This is a genomic window from Lysobacter sp. Root690 (assembly GCF_001427785.1).
Classification (GTDB): Bacteria; Pseudomonadota; Gammaproteobacteria; order Xanthomonadales; family Xanthomonadaceae; genus Lysobacter.
This window is the reverse complement of record NZ_LMHM01000013.1, coordinates 879,607-897,904: the sequence shown is the minus strand read 5'-3', so window position 1 is coordinate 897,904 and position 18,298 is coordinate 879,607. Positions and strand designations below refer to the sequence as shown.

The window sequence follows — 18,298 nt, the reverse complement described above, 5'->3', positions numbered from 1 at the left end:
AATCGAATCCGAAGCTGGCCATTCCTTCAGCACCGCGGATGCCTGCCGTGTCGCGATTGGCTCACCTTCGTCTGTTGTCGATCGCCGCCCTCGGCCTGATCGCTCCGTCTGCGCAGGCCCTGGATTGGTCGACCACCGAACTGCAATGGCAGCGCGGCCGGCTCGACCTTCCCTATTCCGCCAACGCCAGCGCGCAGACCAGCGTGTGGACCTTGCAGCACGCCGACGGCTGGAAATACGGCGACAACTTCGGCTTCATCGACTTCAGCCGCGGCCATGGCGAGCTCGACGCCTACGGCGAGTACTACGGCAATTTCAGCCTCGGCAAGATCCGTGGCGCGAAAACCGGCTGGGGCCCGGTGAAGGACATCGGCCTGCTGGTCGGCGTCAATGCCGCCGAAGACGCCAAGGTGCTCAAGTACCTGCCGGGCGTGCGCCTGTCGCTGGACGCGCCGGGCTTCGCCTTCCTCAACCTGGACATCACCGCCTATATCGACGACAGCCGCGGTGTGCGCCATGGCGGCGCGCCGAAGGAAGGCAATAGCTGGATGCTCGACCTCAACGGCGCGCGCCCGTTCAAGCTCGGCAAAGCCAGTTTCAGCATCGAAGGTCACGTCGAGTACGTGGCCTCGCGCCGTAACGAATTCGGCCAGCGCACACCGGCGCATGTGCTGGCCCAGCCGCAGATTCGCTACGACCTCGGCGAACAGCTGTGGGGCCGGCCGAACCAATTGTTCGTCGGCGTGGAATATCAGTATTGGCGCAACAAGCTGGGCGATGCGGACACCGACGAATCGGCCGTGCAGGCGCTGGTCGTCTGGCGTCTGTAAGCGCGGCTCAGCGCTTGGTGGTGATCGAACGGCGCAGGTTGTTGCGCGCGGCCGCGTCGAAGCGTTGGTGATAATAGTCGCTGAGAAAGATCCGTTCGCGCTTGAGCAAGGCTTTCAGGAAGCGGCGGCGATTGAGCCGGAACAACGGGCCGGGCACGTGACCGCGGTATTCGGCGGCGATGCCGCGGTCGTAGGCGTCGAACGCCGACGGTTCGGCGCCGAGGATGGCCATGTCGCCATCGAGGAACAAACGGGTTTCTTCGTCGACCTCGTCGCGCGCGATCGCGCCGTGGCGCGCGGTGAGTTCGATCAGTTCGGCGACGCGGTCGGCGTCGATGCCCTCGCCCGCCAGCCAGCGCGCGATGTGTTCGCGCGCCAGCAGCGCCGAGCGGGCCTCGTTGTCGCGCCGGCCGGCGGCGTAGATCGCGTCGTGGTAGAGCACCGCCAGCGCGACTTCGCGCGGCTGGCGCCAGCCGGGTCCGGCGGCGACGTCGGCGTAGTGGCGCAGCACTTCGGCGACGTGGCCGATGTTGTGATACGCGCGCGTCGGGGTGGCGTAGGCGGCTTCGAGCGCGGCGCGCTGTTCCATCGGCAGGGACAGCGGCAACGCGGCTAACGCGGTCTCGGTCAGGCGGCCTTGGGATTCGCTGGCGGGGTCGGACATTGCGGGATGCACGCTTGGGGCGGTGCGGGCATCTTGGCATTTTTGGGGTTTTCGCGGTTTGGGCTGATTGCCGTGATTGCGGCGTCCGTCAGTTCCGTCCGTACCGCATCCTTCGCCGATGCCTTTGGTTTGGTGCCGTTGGTTTGGTGCCTTTGGTTTGGTGCCGTTGGTTTGGTGCCGTTGGCTTGGTTCCGCTGATTCGATCTCGTTGATGTCGCTTGCTGTTGGTAGCGACGAAACCCCAAGTCGTCATCCCCGCGAAGGCGGGGATCCAGGGCCTCATCGCTACATGACTCTGAAGTCTCTGGATCCCCGCCTTCGCGGGGATGACGGTCTGGAGAATTGCGCGGTGAATGAATGCGTCTTCGCCGTTGCGGCGAGATGAGTGGTTGCGGTCGTGTCGCAGGTAACTGGCAACACCGCGGAAAGTCGCTGGATTCCCGCGTTCGCGGGAATGACGATCCAAAAAAGTAGCGGCGAAGAATGGGATGCGCCGTTGTTGTTGTCGCGAGTCGAGCGGTTGCGGATATGTCGCGATGAGGCCCTGGATCCCCGCGTTCGCGGAGATGACGAGCAACAGCTGATCCGGCAAAGCCGACTCTCGACTCTCGACTCTCGACTCTCGACTCTCGACTCTCGACTCTCGACTCTCGACTCTCGATTCTCGATTCTCGATCCCCGATTCCCGATTCCCGATTCCCGGGCGCGGCCCCAAGGCCGCGCCCGGTCCATCGATCAGTACTTCTTCTCGAGATTGATCATGAAGCTGTTGTCGTCGTCGTTGCCGCTGCCGAACAGGCCGCGGTACTCGAAGCGCAACACCCAGTCGCGCTCGGTCTGCAGGATCGCGCCCAAGCCGAACACGAAGCGGTTGCGGTCCAGGCCGTCGATGCGGGCGCGGTAGAACGGGCCACCGACCATGTCGGCGTAGCTCATCGTGGCGAAGCTGTCGTCCTGGAAGTCGTGCTGGTATTCCAGGCGCAGCTGCGGCGCGAACGTGCCCCAGCGGACCGGGTAGCTGTAGTCCATGCGCAGGCCCAGGCTGGTGGTGGTGGTGTCGATGTCCTGGTCGCGATAGTTCAGCACGTACTGCGCGTCGCCGCGTTCGGTGTAGCCGTCCAGGCGCGCGCGGGCGACGTCCAGGCGGGCATACGGGGAGATCCGCAGGCGGTCGCGCTGGTAGTCGGCGCCGGCCGAGATCGAGGCGAACCACTGATTGCCGTCGCGCGAACCGGTGACCATGCCGCCGGTGTCGGTGACGAAGCGGCGCGAGTCGAACGACAGCCATTGGTAACCCAGCAGACCATCGAGGTAGAAACTCTTGCCCGGGTGGTAGCTGGCGTACAGCACCGCGCTGTAGCCGTTGGCCTTGCTGCGGCTGCCGTGCTGGCCGACCTCGGTGTCGTCGCGGCCATAGCCGATGCCGCCGCCCAGGGCGAAGTCGTCGCGCAGACGGTAGTCGGCGCCGGCGCTTATGCCGGTGGTCTCGAAGTCGATGCCGCTCGCGCCGCCGCTGCGGCCGTCGCGGTTACCGCTGTTCAAGGTACCGCCGGTCCACAGGCCGTAACGCGAGCCCGTGCCCTGCACCGGCGGCCTGGACTCGATCGCGGCGCGTTCGTCGCCGAGCATCGGCTGACGGCAGTCGTTGCCCGGGGTGCGCGGCGCATCGTCGCGGCAACGCGGGTCGATCGAGAAACTCAGGCCGTTGTCGAAGCGCGCGCCCTCTTCGCCGCCGCCGTGCAGGCCTTCCAGGCGCTGCTGGAAGTTGCCGATCTGGGTGGTAGCGAAGCGACGCGTGGCCGAGGTCTGCGCCGACAGCACGCCGAGCACTTCGGCGTCCTTGGACGGATCGCTGCGCGGCATGACTTCGACCTCGATCGTCGCCACCGCCGAGGTGGCGAAGGCGTTGTTGAGGGTGAAGCTCGCGACCGCGATGCCGGAGTAACCGATCACCGGGGTGTAGGTCAGCTTGTAGCTGCCGCCCGAGCCGCTGACCGCCGCGCTGCCCGACGAGGCCGGGGTCAGCGAGACCAGGTTCGCGCCGGTGAACGGACCGCCGGTGGCGCCGGCGACCAGGTCGACGGTGATGGTCGCGCCGGCGACCGTGCGCACTCGCCGCGATTGCGCGACCGGCACCGCGTTGACGGTGATGGTCGAGGTGATCGGCGCGGACGGGCCAAAGGCGTTGTTCAAGGTGTAGGTCAGCGCGATCGCGCCGACGGTGGTGGCCGCGGGCGTGTAGACGATCTGGGTGCCCTGCACCACCGCGGTGCCCGAGCTCGGCGGATTGAGCAAGGTCACGCCGGTGAACGGCGAACCGGTGGCGCCGGTGGCGGCGTCGATGGTGACCGGCTGGGTCGACAGCGTGGTCGCGGTCTGCGGCTGGCCCTGCGGAACCGGCAAGGCGTTGACCGTGATCGTGACCGTGGCCGGCGCCGAGGTGCCGCCGGGGCCGCTGGCGGTGTAGGTGAAGCTGTCGCTGCCGAAGTAGTTCGCGGCCGGCGTGTAGATCACGTCGGTGCCGCTGAGCGTGGCGGTGCCGTGCGCAGGCGCGGTGCCGAGCGCGATCGAGGTGATGATGCCGGTGTCGTTGGCAGTGACATCGATCGTCACCGGCGCGTTCGACAGAGTGCTCGCGCTGTCGTCTCTCGCGACCGGCACCGCGTCGGCGATGACGATCGTGTACGGCACGGTGGTGTTGTAACCGGCGTCGTCGGTCGAGCGGATGTTAGCGGTGTAACTGCCGGCGGTGGTCGGGGTGCCGCTGAGCACGCCGGCCGAGGTGAAGGCCAAGCCGATCGGCAGGTTGCCCGAGACGATCGCGTAGCTGTACGGGGCGATGCCGCCGCTGCTGCTCAGGCTCTCGTTGTAAGTCACGCCGACGGTGCCGCCCGGCAGGGTCGCCGGCGAGATGGTCACGATCGCCGGGTCGATGGTGAAGGTGTAGACCTTCGAGGCGGTCTGACCGTTGTTGTCGGTGGACTGCACGGTCAGGCTGAAGTTGCCGTCCGAGCGCGGGATGCCGGAGAACACGCCGGCCGAGTTGAAGGCCAGGCCGATCGGCAACGCGCCGCTGAGCAGCGAGTAGCTGTACGGGGCGACGCCGCCGGTGCTGCTGAGGCTGGCGTTGTAGGCGACCGCGGCGGTGCCGTTGGGCAGGGTCGGCGGATCGATCGTGATGACCGGGGTGCCGACCACGATGGTGTAGTTCTGCTGCAGGGCGAACGGCGCGCCGGCGCCGGTGCTGGAATCGAGTACGCGCACCGCGATGTTGTAGTTGCCCGGCACCGTCGGCGTACCGCTGAGCACGCCGGCCGAACTGAACGACACACCGATCGGCAGGCTGCCGCTGACCAGGCTGAAGCTGTACGGCGCCGAGCCGCCGCTGGCGGCGAAGTTGATGGTGCTGGCGACGCCGTAGTTCATCGGCAGGTTGCCCGGCGCCGGGGTCATCGCCAGGGTCGGCGCGCCCACGGTCAGGGTGAAGGCCTGCGGCGTGGTGAACGGCCCGTTGCCGGTGCTGCTGTCGGCCGCGCTGGCGTTGAGGGCGAAGCTGCCGGCCGCGCTCGGCGTGCCGCTGACGGTCACGCTGTCGGCGGTGGTGCCGGTGACGCTTAGGCCCGCGGGCAGACCGGTGACGGCGAAGCCGGTGTACGGCGAGGTGCCGCCGGCCCAGGTGAAGGTCTGCGTATACGGGCTGCCGACCTGCGCGGTCAGCGGACCCGACGCGGTCACGGTGATGGTCGGGTTGCCGACGGTGATCGTGACCGTCGCCGGGGCCGAGGTGCCGGCCACGTTGGTCGCGGTGTAGGTGAAGCTGTCGGGCCCGGCGTAACCGGAGGTCGGGGTGTAGGTGATCGTGGTGCCGCTGGCGGTCGCGGTGCCGTGCGCCGCTGCCGTCGCCACCGCCACCGAGGCCGGAATGCCGCCGGTGATGTTCAAGGTGATCGGATTGGCGGCGCTGTTGAAGGCGACCGTGGCCGAGACCGGATTGGCGACCGGGACGATGTCGTTGACCTGCAGCGCATACGTCTGCGGCGCCGAGGTGTACGGACCGGTGCCGGTGCTGCTGTCGGTCGCGCGCAGGCTGAAGCTGTAGCTGCCCGGCGCGGTCGGGGTGCCCGAGATCACGCCGGCGCTGCTGACGCTGAGGCCGGGCGGCAAGCTGCCGGCGCTGACCGCGTAGGTGTACGGCGCGGTGCCGCCGGTGGCGGCGTTGATGGTGGCGCTGTACGGGTTGGTCACCGTCGCCGCGGCCAGGGTGGTCGGCGGCAGGATCACCGTCGAGGCCGCGATGGTCAGGCTGTAGGCGCGCGAACCGGTGTACGGGCCGCTGCCGGTGCTGCTGTCGGTCGCGGTGATGGTGAAGTTGAAGGTGCCGCCCGCGCTCGGCGTGCCGCTGAGGGTGCCGTTGCTGGCCAGGCTGAGGCCGCCCGGCAAGGCGCCGGCGGTGATCGCGAAGCTGTAGCCCGCGGTGCCGCCCGAGGCGGTCACGGTCTGGCTGTAGGCCTGGGCCACGCCGCCGCCCGGCAGGGTCGCCGGTGCGACCACGACGGTCGGCGCGCCGACGATCAGCGAATAAGCGCGCGAACCGCTTTGCGCATTGGCGTCGGTCGCGGTCACGGTGAAGTTGAAGGTGCCGCCCGCGCTCGGCGTGCCGGCGATGGTGCCGGTGGCGCTCAGGGTCACGCCGGGCGGCAAGGCGCCGGCGGTGACCGCGTAGGTGTAGACGCCGATGCCGCCGCTGGCGCTCAAGGCCTGACTGTAAGCAGTCGCGACCTGCGCAGCCGGCACGGTCGGCGGCGCGATCACGATGGTCGGCGCGGCCACCTGCATGACGTAGTTCTGGGTGCGCGCGAACGGTGCGCCGCTGCCGGTGGAACTGTCGCGTGCCCGCACCGAGAAGGTGAACAGGCCGGTCACGGTCGGAGTGCCCGACAGCACGCCGGTGTTCGCATCCAGGCTCAGGCCGGCCGGCAATGCGCCCGCCGACACGGTGTAGTTGTACGGCGCGGTGCCGCCGCCAGCGACATAGGTCTGGCTGTACGCGGCGCCGTAGGTGGCGTTGAGCGTGCCGGCCGCGGGGGTCAGGGTCAGGATCGGCGAGCTGACCGTCAGGGTGAACGCCTGGGCGGTGGTGAACGGGCCGGTGCCGGTGCTGCTGTCGGTGGCGCTGACGTTGAGGGTGAAGCTGCCGGCCGCGCTCGGCGTGCCACTGACGGTCACGCTGTTGGCGGTGCTGGCGGTGCTCGACAGGCCGGCCGGCAGGCCGGTGACGGCGTAGCCGATGAACGGCTGGGTGCCGCCGTTCCAGGTGAAGGTCTGGGTGTAGGCGACGCCGATCTGCGCGGTCAAGGGACCGGACGCGGAGACGGTGATGGTCGGGTTGCCGACCGTGATCGTCACCGTGGCCGGCGCCGAGGTGCCGGCGGTGTTGGTCGCGGTGTAGGTGAAGCTGTCGGGACCGGCGTAACCGGCGGTCGGGGTGTAGGTGATCGTGGTGCCGGTGGCCGTCGCGGTGCCATGCGCGGCCGCCGTGGCGATCGCCACCGAGGTCGGAACGCCGCCGGTGATGTTCAAGGTGATCGGGTTGGCGGTGCTGTTGTAAGCGACCGTGGCCGAGACCGGATTGGCGACCGGCGGAATATTGACGACCTGCAAGGTATAGCCGCGCGGCGCCGAACTGTACGGCCCGCTGCCGGTGCTGGTATCGGTCGCGGTGACGGCGAAGTTGAACGTGCCCGGCGCGGTCGGCGTGCCCGACAACGTGCCCGTGCTGCTCAGGGTCATGCCGGGCGGCAAGGCGCCGGCGGTGAGCGCGTAGGTGTACGGCGCGGTGCCGCCGCTGGCGGGGTTGAGGTTGGCGCTGTACGCGACCGCGACGGTGGCCGGGGCGAAGCTGGTCGCCGGCAGCAGCACGGTCGGCGGCGCGATCACCAGCGCATAGGCGCGCGAACCGGTGTGCGGCGCGCCGGTGCCGGTGCTGCTGCCGGTCGCGGTGACGGTGAAGTTGAAGGTGCCGCCCGCGGTCGGCGTGCCGCTCAGGGCGCCGGTGCCGCTCAGGGTCAGACCGGCCGGCAAGGCGCCGGCGGTGATCGCATAGGTGTACGGCGCGATGCCGCCGCTGGCGGTGATGGCCTGGCTGTAGGCGTTCGCGACCGTGCCGTTGGGCAAGGTGGTCGGCGCGATCACCGTGGTCGGCGGCGCCACCACGAGGGTGTAGGCGCGGGTGCCGGCGAAGCTGTTGGCGTCGGTGGCGCGCACGGTGAAGTTGAAGGTGCCGGCCGCGGTCGGAGTGCCGGTCAGGGCGCCGGTGGTGGTGTTGAGGCTCAGTCCGGCCGGCAGTGCGCCGGCGGTAATGGCGAAGGTGTACGGCGCGGTGCCGCCGCTGCCGGTGAAGGTCTGGCTGTAGGCGACGGCGACGGTGGCGCCGGGTATGGTGGCCGGGTTGACGACGATGGTGGGCGCGAGGGCGACGGTGACGTTATAGGTCTTCAGACCGAACGCGACCGAGGGCACGCCCGGGCCGGCCGTGCTCTGGTCGGTGGATTTCACCGTGAAGCTGAAATTGCCGGTCGCGGTCGGCGTACCGCTGATCACGCCGAGATTGCTGATGGTCAGACCGGGCGGCAAGGCGCCGCTGTCGATCAGGTAGTCGTCGTAGGGCGCGAAACCGCCACTCGAAGTCAGCGCTACCGAGTAAGGAATACCCACCGTCATCGCCGGCAGCGGGTCCGGACCGATCACCGGCTGAGTGTTGGGAATCGAGATCGAATACGACTTGACCGTGGTGATCGGCGTGGGCAGGGTCGAGTCGGTCACGGTGATCGCCACCGCGAAGTTGCCGCGCTGGCTTACCGTCCCGCTGAAGGTACCGTTGCTGAAGTTCAGACCGGTCGGCCGAGTGCCGGCCGTCTGGACATAGGTATAGGGCGCGACGCCGCCGGTGGCGGTCATCGTCTGGTTGTAGGGCACGCCGAGCAGTGGATTGATCGTCGCCGGATTGACAGTGATCGGGCTGGTGCCCGGTGCGATGGTTACGTTAACAGTGACATCGCCGTTGTCGCCGTCCTCGAAAATGAAGGTGTCGGTGAGCGTGCTGCCGCCGTTATGGGTATAGGTGACCGTTTGCAGATCCTGGTCGGTGCTGGCCGTGCCGTTCGCGGGATGGACGCGGACGATACCGATGCCGAAGTTGGCCGGCCCGTCGCAGGTGCTCACGTCGAGGGTCTGAGTGCCGCCGTTGGCGACCGACATGGTGACCACCGGGCAATGTACCGAGGGAGGCAGAGCCACCGCCGATCCGGCCCATAGGGCCATAAGTCCGCATAGCGCGAACACGCCGGAGCGAAGTACCGTGTGCAGACGCGAGACGTAAGAACCGTCCGCATGGCGCGCTGACTGCTGTTGCATGTTGGTCATCCCCTGACGGTGCGGCCCCGGGCGTCGTGCCCGGCCCCGCCACCGTGTACCCAATGATCGATCTGGCCCTGGTCTGCATGCCGCGTGCCCCTGGCATGCCCCTTTCCATGACCTGATACGCAGTTCGGCAGGAAAACCGGCCGCCTTTGCCACCGATCTGCGTTAAGCAAGATCATGGCGCTCACGCGCCATGCCTGGCCCGGTCGGACCGGCCCGTTCCCGCCGTGCGCGGTCGGGCCGTGCGGCGGAGGCGAGGTATTTCATCCGGAAGCGCGCACGGCGCCCGGAAACATCCTCTGGGGGAAGAGATGACAGAAGTATTCCTGGGACAGATCATGACCGTCGGGTTCAATTTCGCGCCCAAGGGCTTTGCCCTATGTAACGGTCAGTTGCTGCCTATCGCGCAAAATCAGGCGCTGTTCTCGTTGCTGGGCACCATGTACGGCGGCAACGGCCAGACCACGTTCGCATTGCCGGACCTGCGCAGCCGGACGCCGGTGGGGGCCGGCACGTCGCGCGATGGGGGCTGGAGCCCCACACCCTACCAACAGGGCGAAACCGGGGGCGTCGAGAACGTCACTCTGCTCACGCCGCAACTGCCGGCTCATAATCACAACCTGTGCGGCGTGACCGCCGCGGCCACCGGCCGCAACCCGACCAACAACTTCTACGGAACCACCTCGAACCCGATCTACGCGAACACCGGTGGGGCGCAAGTGCCACTGGCGCCGGCCACTATCGGTCAGGCCGGCAACACCCTGCCGCACCCGAACCTACAGCCCTACCGCGTGATCGTTTTCTGCATCGCCATACAAGGTATCTACCCGTCGCGCAATTGAGCCGCGGGCAGCTACCAGAAGGTCGCACGAGGCGGCCACACCTTTCAGCATTCAAGGTTCCGGAGTAATTACCATGAGTACGCCCTATGTCGGCGAGATCCGACTGTTTGGTTTCGGCCGCGTTCCCAATGGCTGGTTTGCCTGCGACGGCAAGTTGAAACCCATTGCCGAGTACGATGTTCTGTACACGCTGCTCGGCACCACCTACGGCGGCGACGGCGTCAACACTTTCGCCGTGCCCGATCTGCAGGGTCAGGTGCCGATCCACCAGGGCACCGGTCCGGGCTTGGGCACCTATGTGATCGGCCAGGCGAGCGGCAGCGAAAACGTCACCCTTACCCAGCAACAGATGCCGGCCCACGGCCACACCCTGCTGGCGACGCCGGCGACCGCCGGCGCGACCCAGATCGGCGTCGGCGTCGAACTGGGCGGCCTCAACGGCGACTTGATGTACGTCACCGACACCAGCGGCTCCACCCCCATCACGATGAATCCCGCTTCGTTGACTCCCAGCGGCGGTAATCAACCACACGCCAACCTCATGCCGACATTGACGGTGCAGTTCTGCATTGCCTGGGCCGGTGTTTTCCCCTCGCAGAGCTGAGCCCACCCGCCCACGCCGCGCGCCGCATCGAGCGGTCGCAGCGGCAGATATAAGAGGACATCGTCATGACCGAGCCTTTCATCGGCCAAATCCAGATCTTCGGTTTCAACTTCGCTCCGCGCGGCTGGTCGTTCTGCGACGGCACGACCCTGCCGATCCAGCAGAACACCGCTTTGTTCGCCCTGCTCGGCACTCAGTACGGCGGGGACGGGCGGACCACGTTCCAGTTGCCGAACTTCGCCAACCGCGTCGGCTGCAGCCAGGGCCAGGGACCGGGCCTCACCGATCGTTCGATGGGCGAGACCTTCGGCTCGAACTCTGTCACCCTGACCACCCAGGAAATGCCGAGCCATATTCACGGCGTCACCTTGTACAACCAAAACACCACTGCGAAAAAGGCGGCCATACCGAGCAGCGGGAACTCGCTGGGTTCGCCCAACACCAACGCCTTCGCCACCGGCACCGCCGCCAACGCCCAGTTCTCGCCCACCCTGGTCCTGCCCACCGGCAACAACCAGCCGCACGAAAACCGCCAGCCCTATCTCGCGATGAACTTCTGCATCGCGCTGGAAGGCATCTTCCCCTCGTTCCCATAAATCTTGCACGTCAATCCGACCACCGCGCCGCTGTCGTTCCCCGANGCTATGGCGACGCGGGATCGGACTGCGCGCGGCCCATAGTCAGGACATCGCCTGGCTGCGCCTGCTGTACCGGCAACTGCGCGGCATCGAGTTCGCGCCGATGGGCTGGCCCGAGCCGGCGCTGCATGCGTTTCTCGATCAGCAGTTCGCGTTGCAGCACATTCACTACACGCGCCATTACCAGGGCGTCGATTTCCTCATCATCGAACGCGACGGCCAGCCGGTCGGACGCTTCTATCTGCAGACCAACCAGCCCGACCATCTGCTGGTCGACATCAGCCTCGGCGACGGCGCGCGCGGACAAGGCATCGGCACCGCGCTGATCGGATGGGCGCAGCAGCAGGCACAGGCCGCGCGCTGCGGCATGCGTCTGCATGTCGAGCATGGCAATCAGGATGCGCTGCGCTTGTATCGCCGGTTGGGCTTCGGCGTGGTCGAAGCGATGCCTACGCATGCGCTGATGCGCTGGTGGCCGGAGTTGGGTTGATTTGAGCAGGTTGATTGAACCGGGCTCGATTGAATCGGACTCGTCGAATCAGGTTTGATTGGACCGGGCTTGATCTGGCCCCAGCCTCATGTCGTCAGCCGTGATCGGGTTTCGATGGGCGTGCACGCGCGCGCAGCGGCCGCGGTTTTTTGCTCATCATTCCCGCCAAGACGGGTTCGGGTCTTCTTCGGCGAAGCCGAATATCCAGAGACTTCAGCGTCACGCCTGCAAGAAACCCTGGATATTCGGCTGCGCCGAAGTAACGCAATGCCCGCCTTCGCGGGAATGACGAGCAAATAAGAAGTCGCGCCGCCCGCTCCGCTCAACGCGGATCGATCAGTTGAAGATCGCCTGGTACAGAAAACCCTCGCGCTCGCGCGCGACCGGAACCAGGAAGATGCCGACTTCGCCGATCGAGGCGTGGCGCATGACATAGGTCTGCTGCGGAAACAGGAACGCCGAGGCATTGCGGAACAGCAGCGAGAACGGCGCCCGCACGGCCTGCTGCGGCCGCGTGCTCAGCGCGCGCGCCTCGACCAGCACGAACGGTACTTCGCCGTCGTTGAGCACGGCCGAGTAGGTCTCGTTTACGTGCGAGCTGAAGTGATCGAGTGTCAACAGTTCCATCGCGGGGCCTCCCCAAGCCGAGGACGCATCGTCGTCGCGCGCGGCCTGCGATGCAAGCCCCATGAGAAGTTTTTGCGCGGATGCGTGGCGGATGGTCGATCCATCGGACCCGAACGGGCCGACGACTGGCGGCGCGGCGATCGCTTCGGCCTGTCCGGGACTTGCCCACGCGGCCGTCCCGTTGCGATCGCCGGCAACACGCGAACCTCGCGAACGNCCATCGCCGGCTCCGGCCGCCCCGCCGCAAGCCCAGTTGCGGCGGGACTACGGCCGGAGCCGCCAACAGCGCGGGCTTCCCTGCCCGCTTCGGCTTTCATCACTGACGGAGATGAAAGGCGTCCAAACCTTGCGTGGCGCCATGAGGCGTCACATGACCTGCATCGCGGTCCGTGCCGGCCGCGGCGTCCGCCTGGCGATACGCCGGCGAACGCCGCGAACCGGTCGACACCGGGGATCGCGCAATCCCGTCTCGAACGGCGCACGTCGCGCCGGTCCGATCGGCCAGGCCATCACCACGACGAGATGGCCGGCGGACCGGCCGCGCCATGCGCGCGGTCCGATCCGGGTACTGCGTATCGGCGCACGCCTGTGCGCGGCCGTCCCCTACCCCTTTCCGAGGGGTACCGGTAGCGTCGCCGCGATCCATGCGGCGACGGTGAAACCTGCGGCGCGAGCCGCGTCGGACGGGTTACAAAACCGCGGCCGCTGTGGCGGGCAGCACGCGGTCGCGGATCGCGGTCACCGCCACCACCGCTTCGACGCTGTCCGGACCGGACTGCACGCGATAGGTGTAGGTGTCGACGCCCTCGAAACCCGGATCGGGGATGTAGGTCGCACGACCGTCCCGAATCCGCACTTCGCCGTGCCGCGGCGGCTGCGCCAGGCTGTAGTGCATGGCCGCGCCGTTGCCGATCGAACCGCGCAAGGCGACGGTCGACGCGGCGCCGTCGAGGCTGTGGGTGACCAGATCGGCCGCGGCGAGCGGCTCGTAACGGCGCAGGCCCTGGATGTCGTTCTGGATCGACCGCGCCAACGTCTGGCGCTCGCGGTCGGGCGCAACCGCCTGTTCGAAGCGCAAGCGCGCCTCGTCGTGCGGCGAAACTTCCTGGATCGAAGATCGCAGCGGCTGCGAAGCCGGACTGCGAGTCTGGCTCACGTTCGGGGCACCGGACGCACCGACGCCGGACGCGATCAGCGCCAGACTCAGTACGAGGGGCCCCTGGATACTCTTGTACGGCATGCCAACTCCTTCTGGGTTGCAACGAATGGGGGATGTTCCGGACCGCGCATCCTTGCGCCGCATCGCTTGCGCGATGCGAGTGAGCTGTCGATGGGGCTGTGCCCTGGCGAGCTCTTGATCGGCGATCTGTGCCGGGTTCCGGACCCGTTGCGACGTCCTGTCGCCACCGGGAAAACATGATCCCATCCGGGTGTCGCACAGGCCGAGATTGGGCCGTCGCGCGAGCGCAAAAATCGCCTTCACGGCGGGTTTTCGATGGGCGTCACAGCGTCGTCGTGCGCGCGATCGGCAAGCGGCGAAACCCGCGCGGATCGACAATAAAAATAGCGCGCAGCGGCGGCGGATGGGCGGGTGTTTTTCGCGAGATTCGTGCGGCGCGACGCGCAGCCGCGCAAGCGCGAATCGCGTGGGCTTCAGCGTATCGCTGGCGGCATCCAGACGGGAATCGACGCGCAGCGCCGCATGCGCGGGTCGACGCCCGCGCGAGGTTTCGAAATCGGTCGGCCAATGATGCGTTCAAGCGATCGGATGCGCTTGCCGAACGCGGGACTTAACGACGCGAAAAACCGCAGCGCCCTGCCGGGAAGCCCGGGTCGGCAGCGTCGTGCCCATAAAACGACGCCGGTTTGAATCGAACGCTCAAGCAAGCGAGCGTTTCAAGATGGCCGCGACGGAATCGGCAAACGAACTCTCGCCGCCGATCGCGATCGCAACCGCGGCGCCGCAACGGCGCCGCGATCGCTTGGATCGTTACCTGCGACTCAGTACTTGCCCATGAAATCGCGCTTGCCGATGTCGACGCCGTTGCCGCGCAAAATCGCGTAGGTGGTGGTGACGTGGAAGAAGAACTGCGGCAGGCCGTAATGGACCAGGTAATCGGCGCCGCCGAAACGGCGTTCCTTCGGCGTGCCCGGGCGCAACACGATCTCGCGGTCCTGCGCGCCCTCAAACAGCGCCGGTTCCAGGCTGCCGACGAAGTCGATGGTCTTGGCGATCAAGGCCTGCAGTTCGGCGAAGCTGCGCTCTGTGTCGTCGTACACCGGCACTTCGACGTCGGCCAGGCGCGCGCTGACGCCCTTGGCGAAGTCGCAGGCGATCTGGACCTGGCGCAGCAGCGGAAACATGTCGGGGAACAGACGCGCCTGCAGGTAGGCGTCGGGGTCGATCTTGTGTTCGCCGGCGTGGGCTTCGGTCTTGGCGAGGATCTCGGCGAGACTGCCGAGCATCTGCTTGAGCACCGGTACGCTGGCGGAGTACATCGAAAGGGTCATGGCGATTTCGTCGTGCTGAGGGAAACGCCCATGGTACGCCACACGACTTGGCCGTAACGACGGCAGCGACACCGCTATGCGCGCTCGCGGCAAATCGCCGCGGTTTTTTGCAGGCAACTCCGGCTCACCACAGCGCGCGGGACGTCAGCGGCCTAGTCCGCGCGCTTGCCTCCACGCCGCGGCTTGGCTTGCTGCAACGCCGCCGCCCACCGCTGCGCGCCCGAGCCCTGCTCGCCCCAGGTGTCGTCCGGATTGGCCAGGCGGCAGCGGTCGATCGACAGGCAACCGCAACCGATGCACTGGTCCAGGGTGTCGCGCATCAGGCTCAGGTTGGCGATGCGCTGTTCGAGTTCGTCCTTCCACGCCGCCGACAGCCGCACCCAGTCCGCGCGCGTGGGCGCGCGCGATCCGGGCAAGGTGTCGAGCGCCTCGCGGATCGTCGCCAGCGGCATGCCCACGCGCTGGGCGACGCGGATGACCGCGATCCGGCGCAGGGTATCGCGGCTGTAGCGGCGCTGGTTGCCGGCGGTGCGCAGGCTGTGGATCAGGCCCTTGGCTTCGTAGAAATGCAGGGCCGATACCGCCACGCCGGAGCGTTCGGCCACCTGGCCGACGGTGAGTTCCATGTTCATGCGGATCCGCCCGGGGCTTGACCTTAACCAATGTTGAGGTTTTATCGTGCGCTTCGACCTCTTTCGACGTCAAGCCATGGCCATCCCGCACGCCGCTCCACATCCACCCGATAGTTCCGCGCATGCCAGCCACGTCAAGGCCGTCGTATTCGACCGATACGGCGCGCCCGAGGTGCTGCATGCGATCGAATTGCCGATGCCGCAGGCCGGCCCCGGCAAGATCCGGGTGCGGGTGCGCGCGGCCGGGGTGCGGCCCGGCGACATCGCCGCGCGCAGCGGCCTGAGCCGCGACGGCGAATCCTGCGATGTCCAGACCCTGGCGTTCCCGCGCCGGCTCGGCAACGAATTCGCCGGGGTCGTCGATCAAGTCGGCGCAGGGGTCGACGCGTTCGCCCCCGGCGACGAAGTCATGGGCTGGGCGGTGGCGATGAGTTACGCCGAAGTGCTGACCGTGCCGGCCGAACAAGTCGTCCACAAACCGGTCACGATGAGTTGGGCGGTGGCCGGCGCCCTGCCCTCGACCGGCCAGACCGCGCACGCCGCGCTATGCGATCTAGGCCTGCGACGCGGCGAACGCGTGCTGATCCATGGCGCCGCCAGCGGCATCGGCAGCGTCGCGGTGCAACTGGCGCGCGCCTGGGGCCTGCGGGTGATCGGCAGCGCCGCGGCGGTCGATCACGACTACCTGCGCGCGCTCGGCGCGCAGCCGATCGACGACGATCACCGCGGCCTCGCGCAAGCGCGGGTGCTGGCGCCCGACGGCGTGGACGCGGTGTTCGATGCGCTTGGTGTCGATCGCTTCGACGACTGGCTCGCGCTGTGCGGCGACCCCGCCCGCATCGCGACCTTGTGCGATTCGCCGCGCGCGCAACGGCTCGGCCTGCGGATCGCGCGCGGTCAACGCAGCCGCGCGCGTCTGGCCGAACTGGTCGCGATGCACGAACGCCATGGCCTGCTGGTGCATGTGCGCGAGATGTTTCCACTGACCCGCGCCGCCGAAGCGCATCGCGCGGTCGAGCGCGGGCCCGGGCGCGGCAAGGTCGTGCTGATGGTGTACGCGCCGTTGGCGTTGAGATTCTGCGCATGAAGATCGCAGCCGCACCGCCGTCTTCGCGCTCGACCGCGGAAGGCGCTCCAGTCCCGATGTCCGACGAACAACTGCTGGCTAGGCGGAGCGGTCGCATCGGGTCTGGAGCGTCTTCCACGGTCGAGCGCCTGCCGGCGACAGCCTCCTTTGCCCGATCGGGCGGCAACGGCTGAAGTCGTCGGCATGGAAAGCACCCGGCTCATGATGGCGAATCGTCCGATACCGGCTGGCGATGCGGATCGTCGCGCGTCCGAGTCTTTGCGCGTCGGCGCTGCAGCCCGGTCCAGCCAAGCGTCCGCGCAGGATTTCTTCGCGCAGAATTCTTTCGCGCGAGATTCCGCGGCCGCCAATCCCTCCTTGCAGGAAACCCGTTCCATCAAACACTCCGACGAAAACGCCGACGAGCGCGAGGTCTCGAACATCGCAGCCGACTCAGCCGACGCCACCGACAGCCTGTTCGCACCGCGCTACCGCGGCCTGAGCCTCGGCGCCGTGGCCCTGGTCGCGCTGGTCGCCTTCGAAGCGCTGGCGGTGACCACCGCGATGCCGACGGTCGCGCGCGCGCTCGACGGCTTGCCGCTGTACGCGCTCGCGTTCGGCGGCACCCTCGCCGCCAGCGTGGTCGGCATGGTCGCCGCGGGCCGCTGGGCCGATGCGCGCGGTCCGGTCGCGCCGTTGCGCCACGGCATCGCCTGGTTCGCGCTGGGCCTGATCCTGGCCGGGCTGGCGCCGTCGATGCTCGCTTTGATCGCCGGCCGCGTGGTCCAGGGCTTCGGCGGCGGGTTGATCTCGGTCGCGCTGTACGTGGTGGTCGGCCGGGTCTATCCGGTCGCGCTGCGGGTCAAGGTGTTCGTCGCGTTCGCCGCGGCCTGGGCGGTGCCGGCGGTGGTCGGCCCGGCGATCAGCGGCGCGATCGTCGAACATCTCGGCTGGCGTTGGGTGTTTCTGTCGGTGCCGGTGGTGGCGCTGGTCGCCGCCTGGCTGGTGCTGCCGTCGCTGCGCGGGCTTGGCCCGTCGGCGACGCATGAGGCGATGCACAGCGCCGGCCAGCAACGCACCCGGCTGCTGTGGGCGTTGCTGACCACCGCCAGCCTGCTCGCGCTGCACTACGGCGGCCAGCAACGCGGTTGGCCCGCGCTGGCTTGGCTGCTGCCGGCGATCGCGCTGCTCGGCTGGGCCGCATCGCGGCTGCTGCCGGTCGGCGCGCTGCGCGCCGCGCGCGGCCTGCCGGCCGTGGTCTCGCTGCGCGGCATCGCCGCGGGCGGGTTCTTTCTCAGCGAAGCCTACATCCCGTTGCTGTTGTCGCAGGAGCGTGGGCTGTCGCCGACCTGGGCCGGGCTGGTGCTGACTCTCGGCGCGATCGGTTGGTCGACCGGTTCGTGGTATCGCGGCCGCAGCACCGACCCACGCGCGCCGCAGCGGTTCCTGCAGGCCGGCATGGCGATGCTCGCGCTCGGCGTGATCGCGATCGCCGCCTTGATCTGGCCGCGCACTCCACTCGCAATCGGCGTCGCCGGTTGGGTGCTGTCCGGGCTCGGCATGGGCCTGATCTATCCGACTTTGTCGGTGTTGATGCTGGAACTGTCGCCGCCCGAACAGCAAGGGGTGAACTCGTCGGCGTTGCACTTGGGCGATGCGATCTATACGGCGACGGCGCTGGCGGTCGGCGGTTCGTTGTTCGCCGCGTTATTGAGCACGTCGCACACGCTGGCTTATCTGTGCGGGTTCGCGATCGCTTTCGCGCTGGCGCTGCTGGGGTTGATGCTGGCGGCGCGGGTACGGGTCGAGGCGGCTTGAGGTCGGTCGCAGACCTCGCGGTTGATCAGGCTTTATTCCCGCAGTCGCGGCTTGTGATCGAAGGCACTCCAGTACGACGCCGCTCCTACAGCTGGAGGCTTTTGCTTGAATTTGAAGTCGCGCAGTTCATCCAGCGCTGCGAAGCATCGAACTCGCC

Annotated in this window: 12 protein-coding genes; 6 read left to right on the top strand and 6 right to left on the bottom strand. The window is 67.9% G+C overall.

Annotated elements, in window-relative coordinates:
• The first annotated feature begins 47 nt into the window (after window positions 1-47).
• Window positions 48-830 carry a hypothetical protein gene (locus ASD86_RS15915; RefSeq protein ID WP_200957257.1) on the top strand — a complete coding sequence of 261 codons (783 nt, stop codon included), beginning with the start codon at window positions 48-50 and terminating at the stop codon, window positions 828-830.
• 7 nt (window positions 831-837) lie between these two features.
• On the opposite strand, the gene ASD86_RS15910 is transcribed toward ASD86_RS15915, so the two are convergent.
• Together ASD86_RS15910 and ASD86_RS15900 are read right to left on the bottom strand one after the other, a co-directional pair.
• Window positions 838-1,494, bottom strand: coding sequence for a hypothetical protein (locus ASD86_RS15910; protein ID WP_056112407.1), 657 nt, complete (start codon window positions 1,492-1,494; stop codon window positions 838-840).
• Window positions 1,495-2,229: 735 nt separating this feature from the next.
• Window positions 2,230-8,790 (bottom strand): putative Ig domain-containing protein, encoded by a 6,561-nt coding sequence (locus ASD86_RS15900; protein ID WP_162253678.1) that lies wholly within the window; start codon window positions 8,788-8,790, stop codon window positions 2,230-2,232.
• 434 nt (window positions 8,791-9,224) lie between these two features.
• Between ASD86_RS15900 and ASD86_RS15895 the strand changes: the two genes are divergently transcribed.
• The 3 genes from ASD86_RS15895 (at window position 9,225) to ASD86_RS15885 (ending at window position 10,955) form a co-directional block, all read left to right on the top strand.
• Window positions 9,225-9,755, top strand: coding sequence for a tail fiber protein (locus ASD86_RS15895; protein ID WP_056112399.1), 531 nt, complete (start codon window positions 9,225-9,227; stop codon window positions 9,753-9,755).
• A gap of 73 nt (window positions 9,756-9,828) precedes the next feature.
• On the top strand, window positions 9,829-10,359 hold the full coding sequence (locus ASD86_RS15890) for a tail fiber protein (RefSeq protein WP_056112397.1): 531 nt from the start codon (window positions 9,829-9,831) through the stop codon (window positions 10,357-10,359).
• Window positions 10,360-10,424: 65 nt separating this feature from the next.
• Window positions 10,425-10,955, top strand: a complete 531-nt coding sequence (locus ASD86_RS15885; protein ID WP_056112394.1) for a tail fiber protein — start codon at window positions 10,425-10,427, stop codon at window positions 10,953-10,955.
• Between the two features lie 868 nt (window positions 10,956-11,823).
• Here the strand turns inward: ASD86_RS15885 and ASD86_RS15875 are convergent.
• From ASD86_RS15875 to soxR, 4 genes are all read right to left on the bottom strand, one after another.
• A complete protein-coding gene (locus ASD86_RS15875) occupies window positions 11,824-12,114 on the bottom strand; it encodes a hypothetical protein (RefSeq protein WP_056112844.1) in 291 nt (96 codons plus the stop codon).
• A 688-nt stretch (window positions 12,115-12,802) separates the two neighbouring features.
• The gene (locus ASD86_RS15870) at window positions 12,803-13,354 is read right to left on the bottom strand and encodes an Ig-like domain-containing protein (RefSeq protein WP_056112391.1); all 552 of its coding nucleotides are present in this window, start codon (window positions 13,352-13,354) and stop codon (window positions 12,803-12,805) included.
• A gap of 761 nt (window positions 13,355-14,115) precedes the next feature.
• Complete coding sequence (locus tag ASD86_RS15865; protein ID WP_056112387.1) at window positions 14,116-14,625, bottom strand: DUF1993 domain-containing protein; 510 nt, start codon at window positions 14,623-14,625, stop codon at window positions 14,116-14,118.
• A gap of 152 nt (window positions 14,626-14,777) precedes the next feature.
• Window positions 14,778-15,257 carry a redox-sensitive transcriptional activator SoxR gene (gene soxR, locus ASD86_RS15860; RefSeq protein ID WP_056112384.1) on the bottom strand — a complete coding sequence of 160 codons (480 nt, stop codon included), beginning with the start codon at window positions 15,255-15,257 and terminating at the stop codon, window positions 14,778-14,780.
• Window positions 15,258-15,333: 76 nt separating this feature from the next.
• Between soxR and ASD86_RS15855 the strand changes: the two genes are divergently transcribed.
• Both ASD86_RS15855 and ASD86_RS15850 read left to right on the top strand, forming a co-directional pair.
• Window positions 15,334-16,344, top strand: a complete 1,011-nt coding sequence (locus tag ASD86_RS15855; RefSeq protein WP_056112381.1) for an NADP-dependent oxidoreductase — start codon at window positions 15,334-15,336, stop codon at window positions 16,342-16,344.
• Between the two features lie 420 nt (window positions 16,345-16,764).
• Window positions 16,765-18,141, top strand: a complete 1,377-nt coding sequence (locus tag ASD86_RS15850; RefSeq protein ID WP_056112841.1) for an MFS transporter — start codon at window positions 16,765-16,767, stop codon at window positions 18,139-18,141.
• Window positions 18,142-18,298 lie beyond the last annotated feature (157 nt).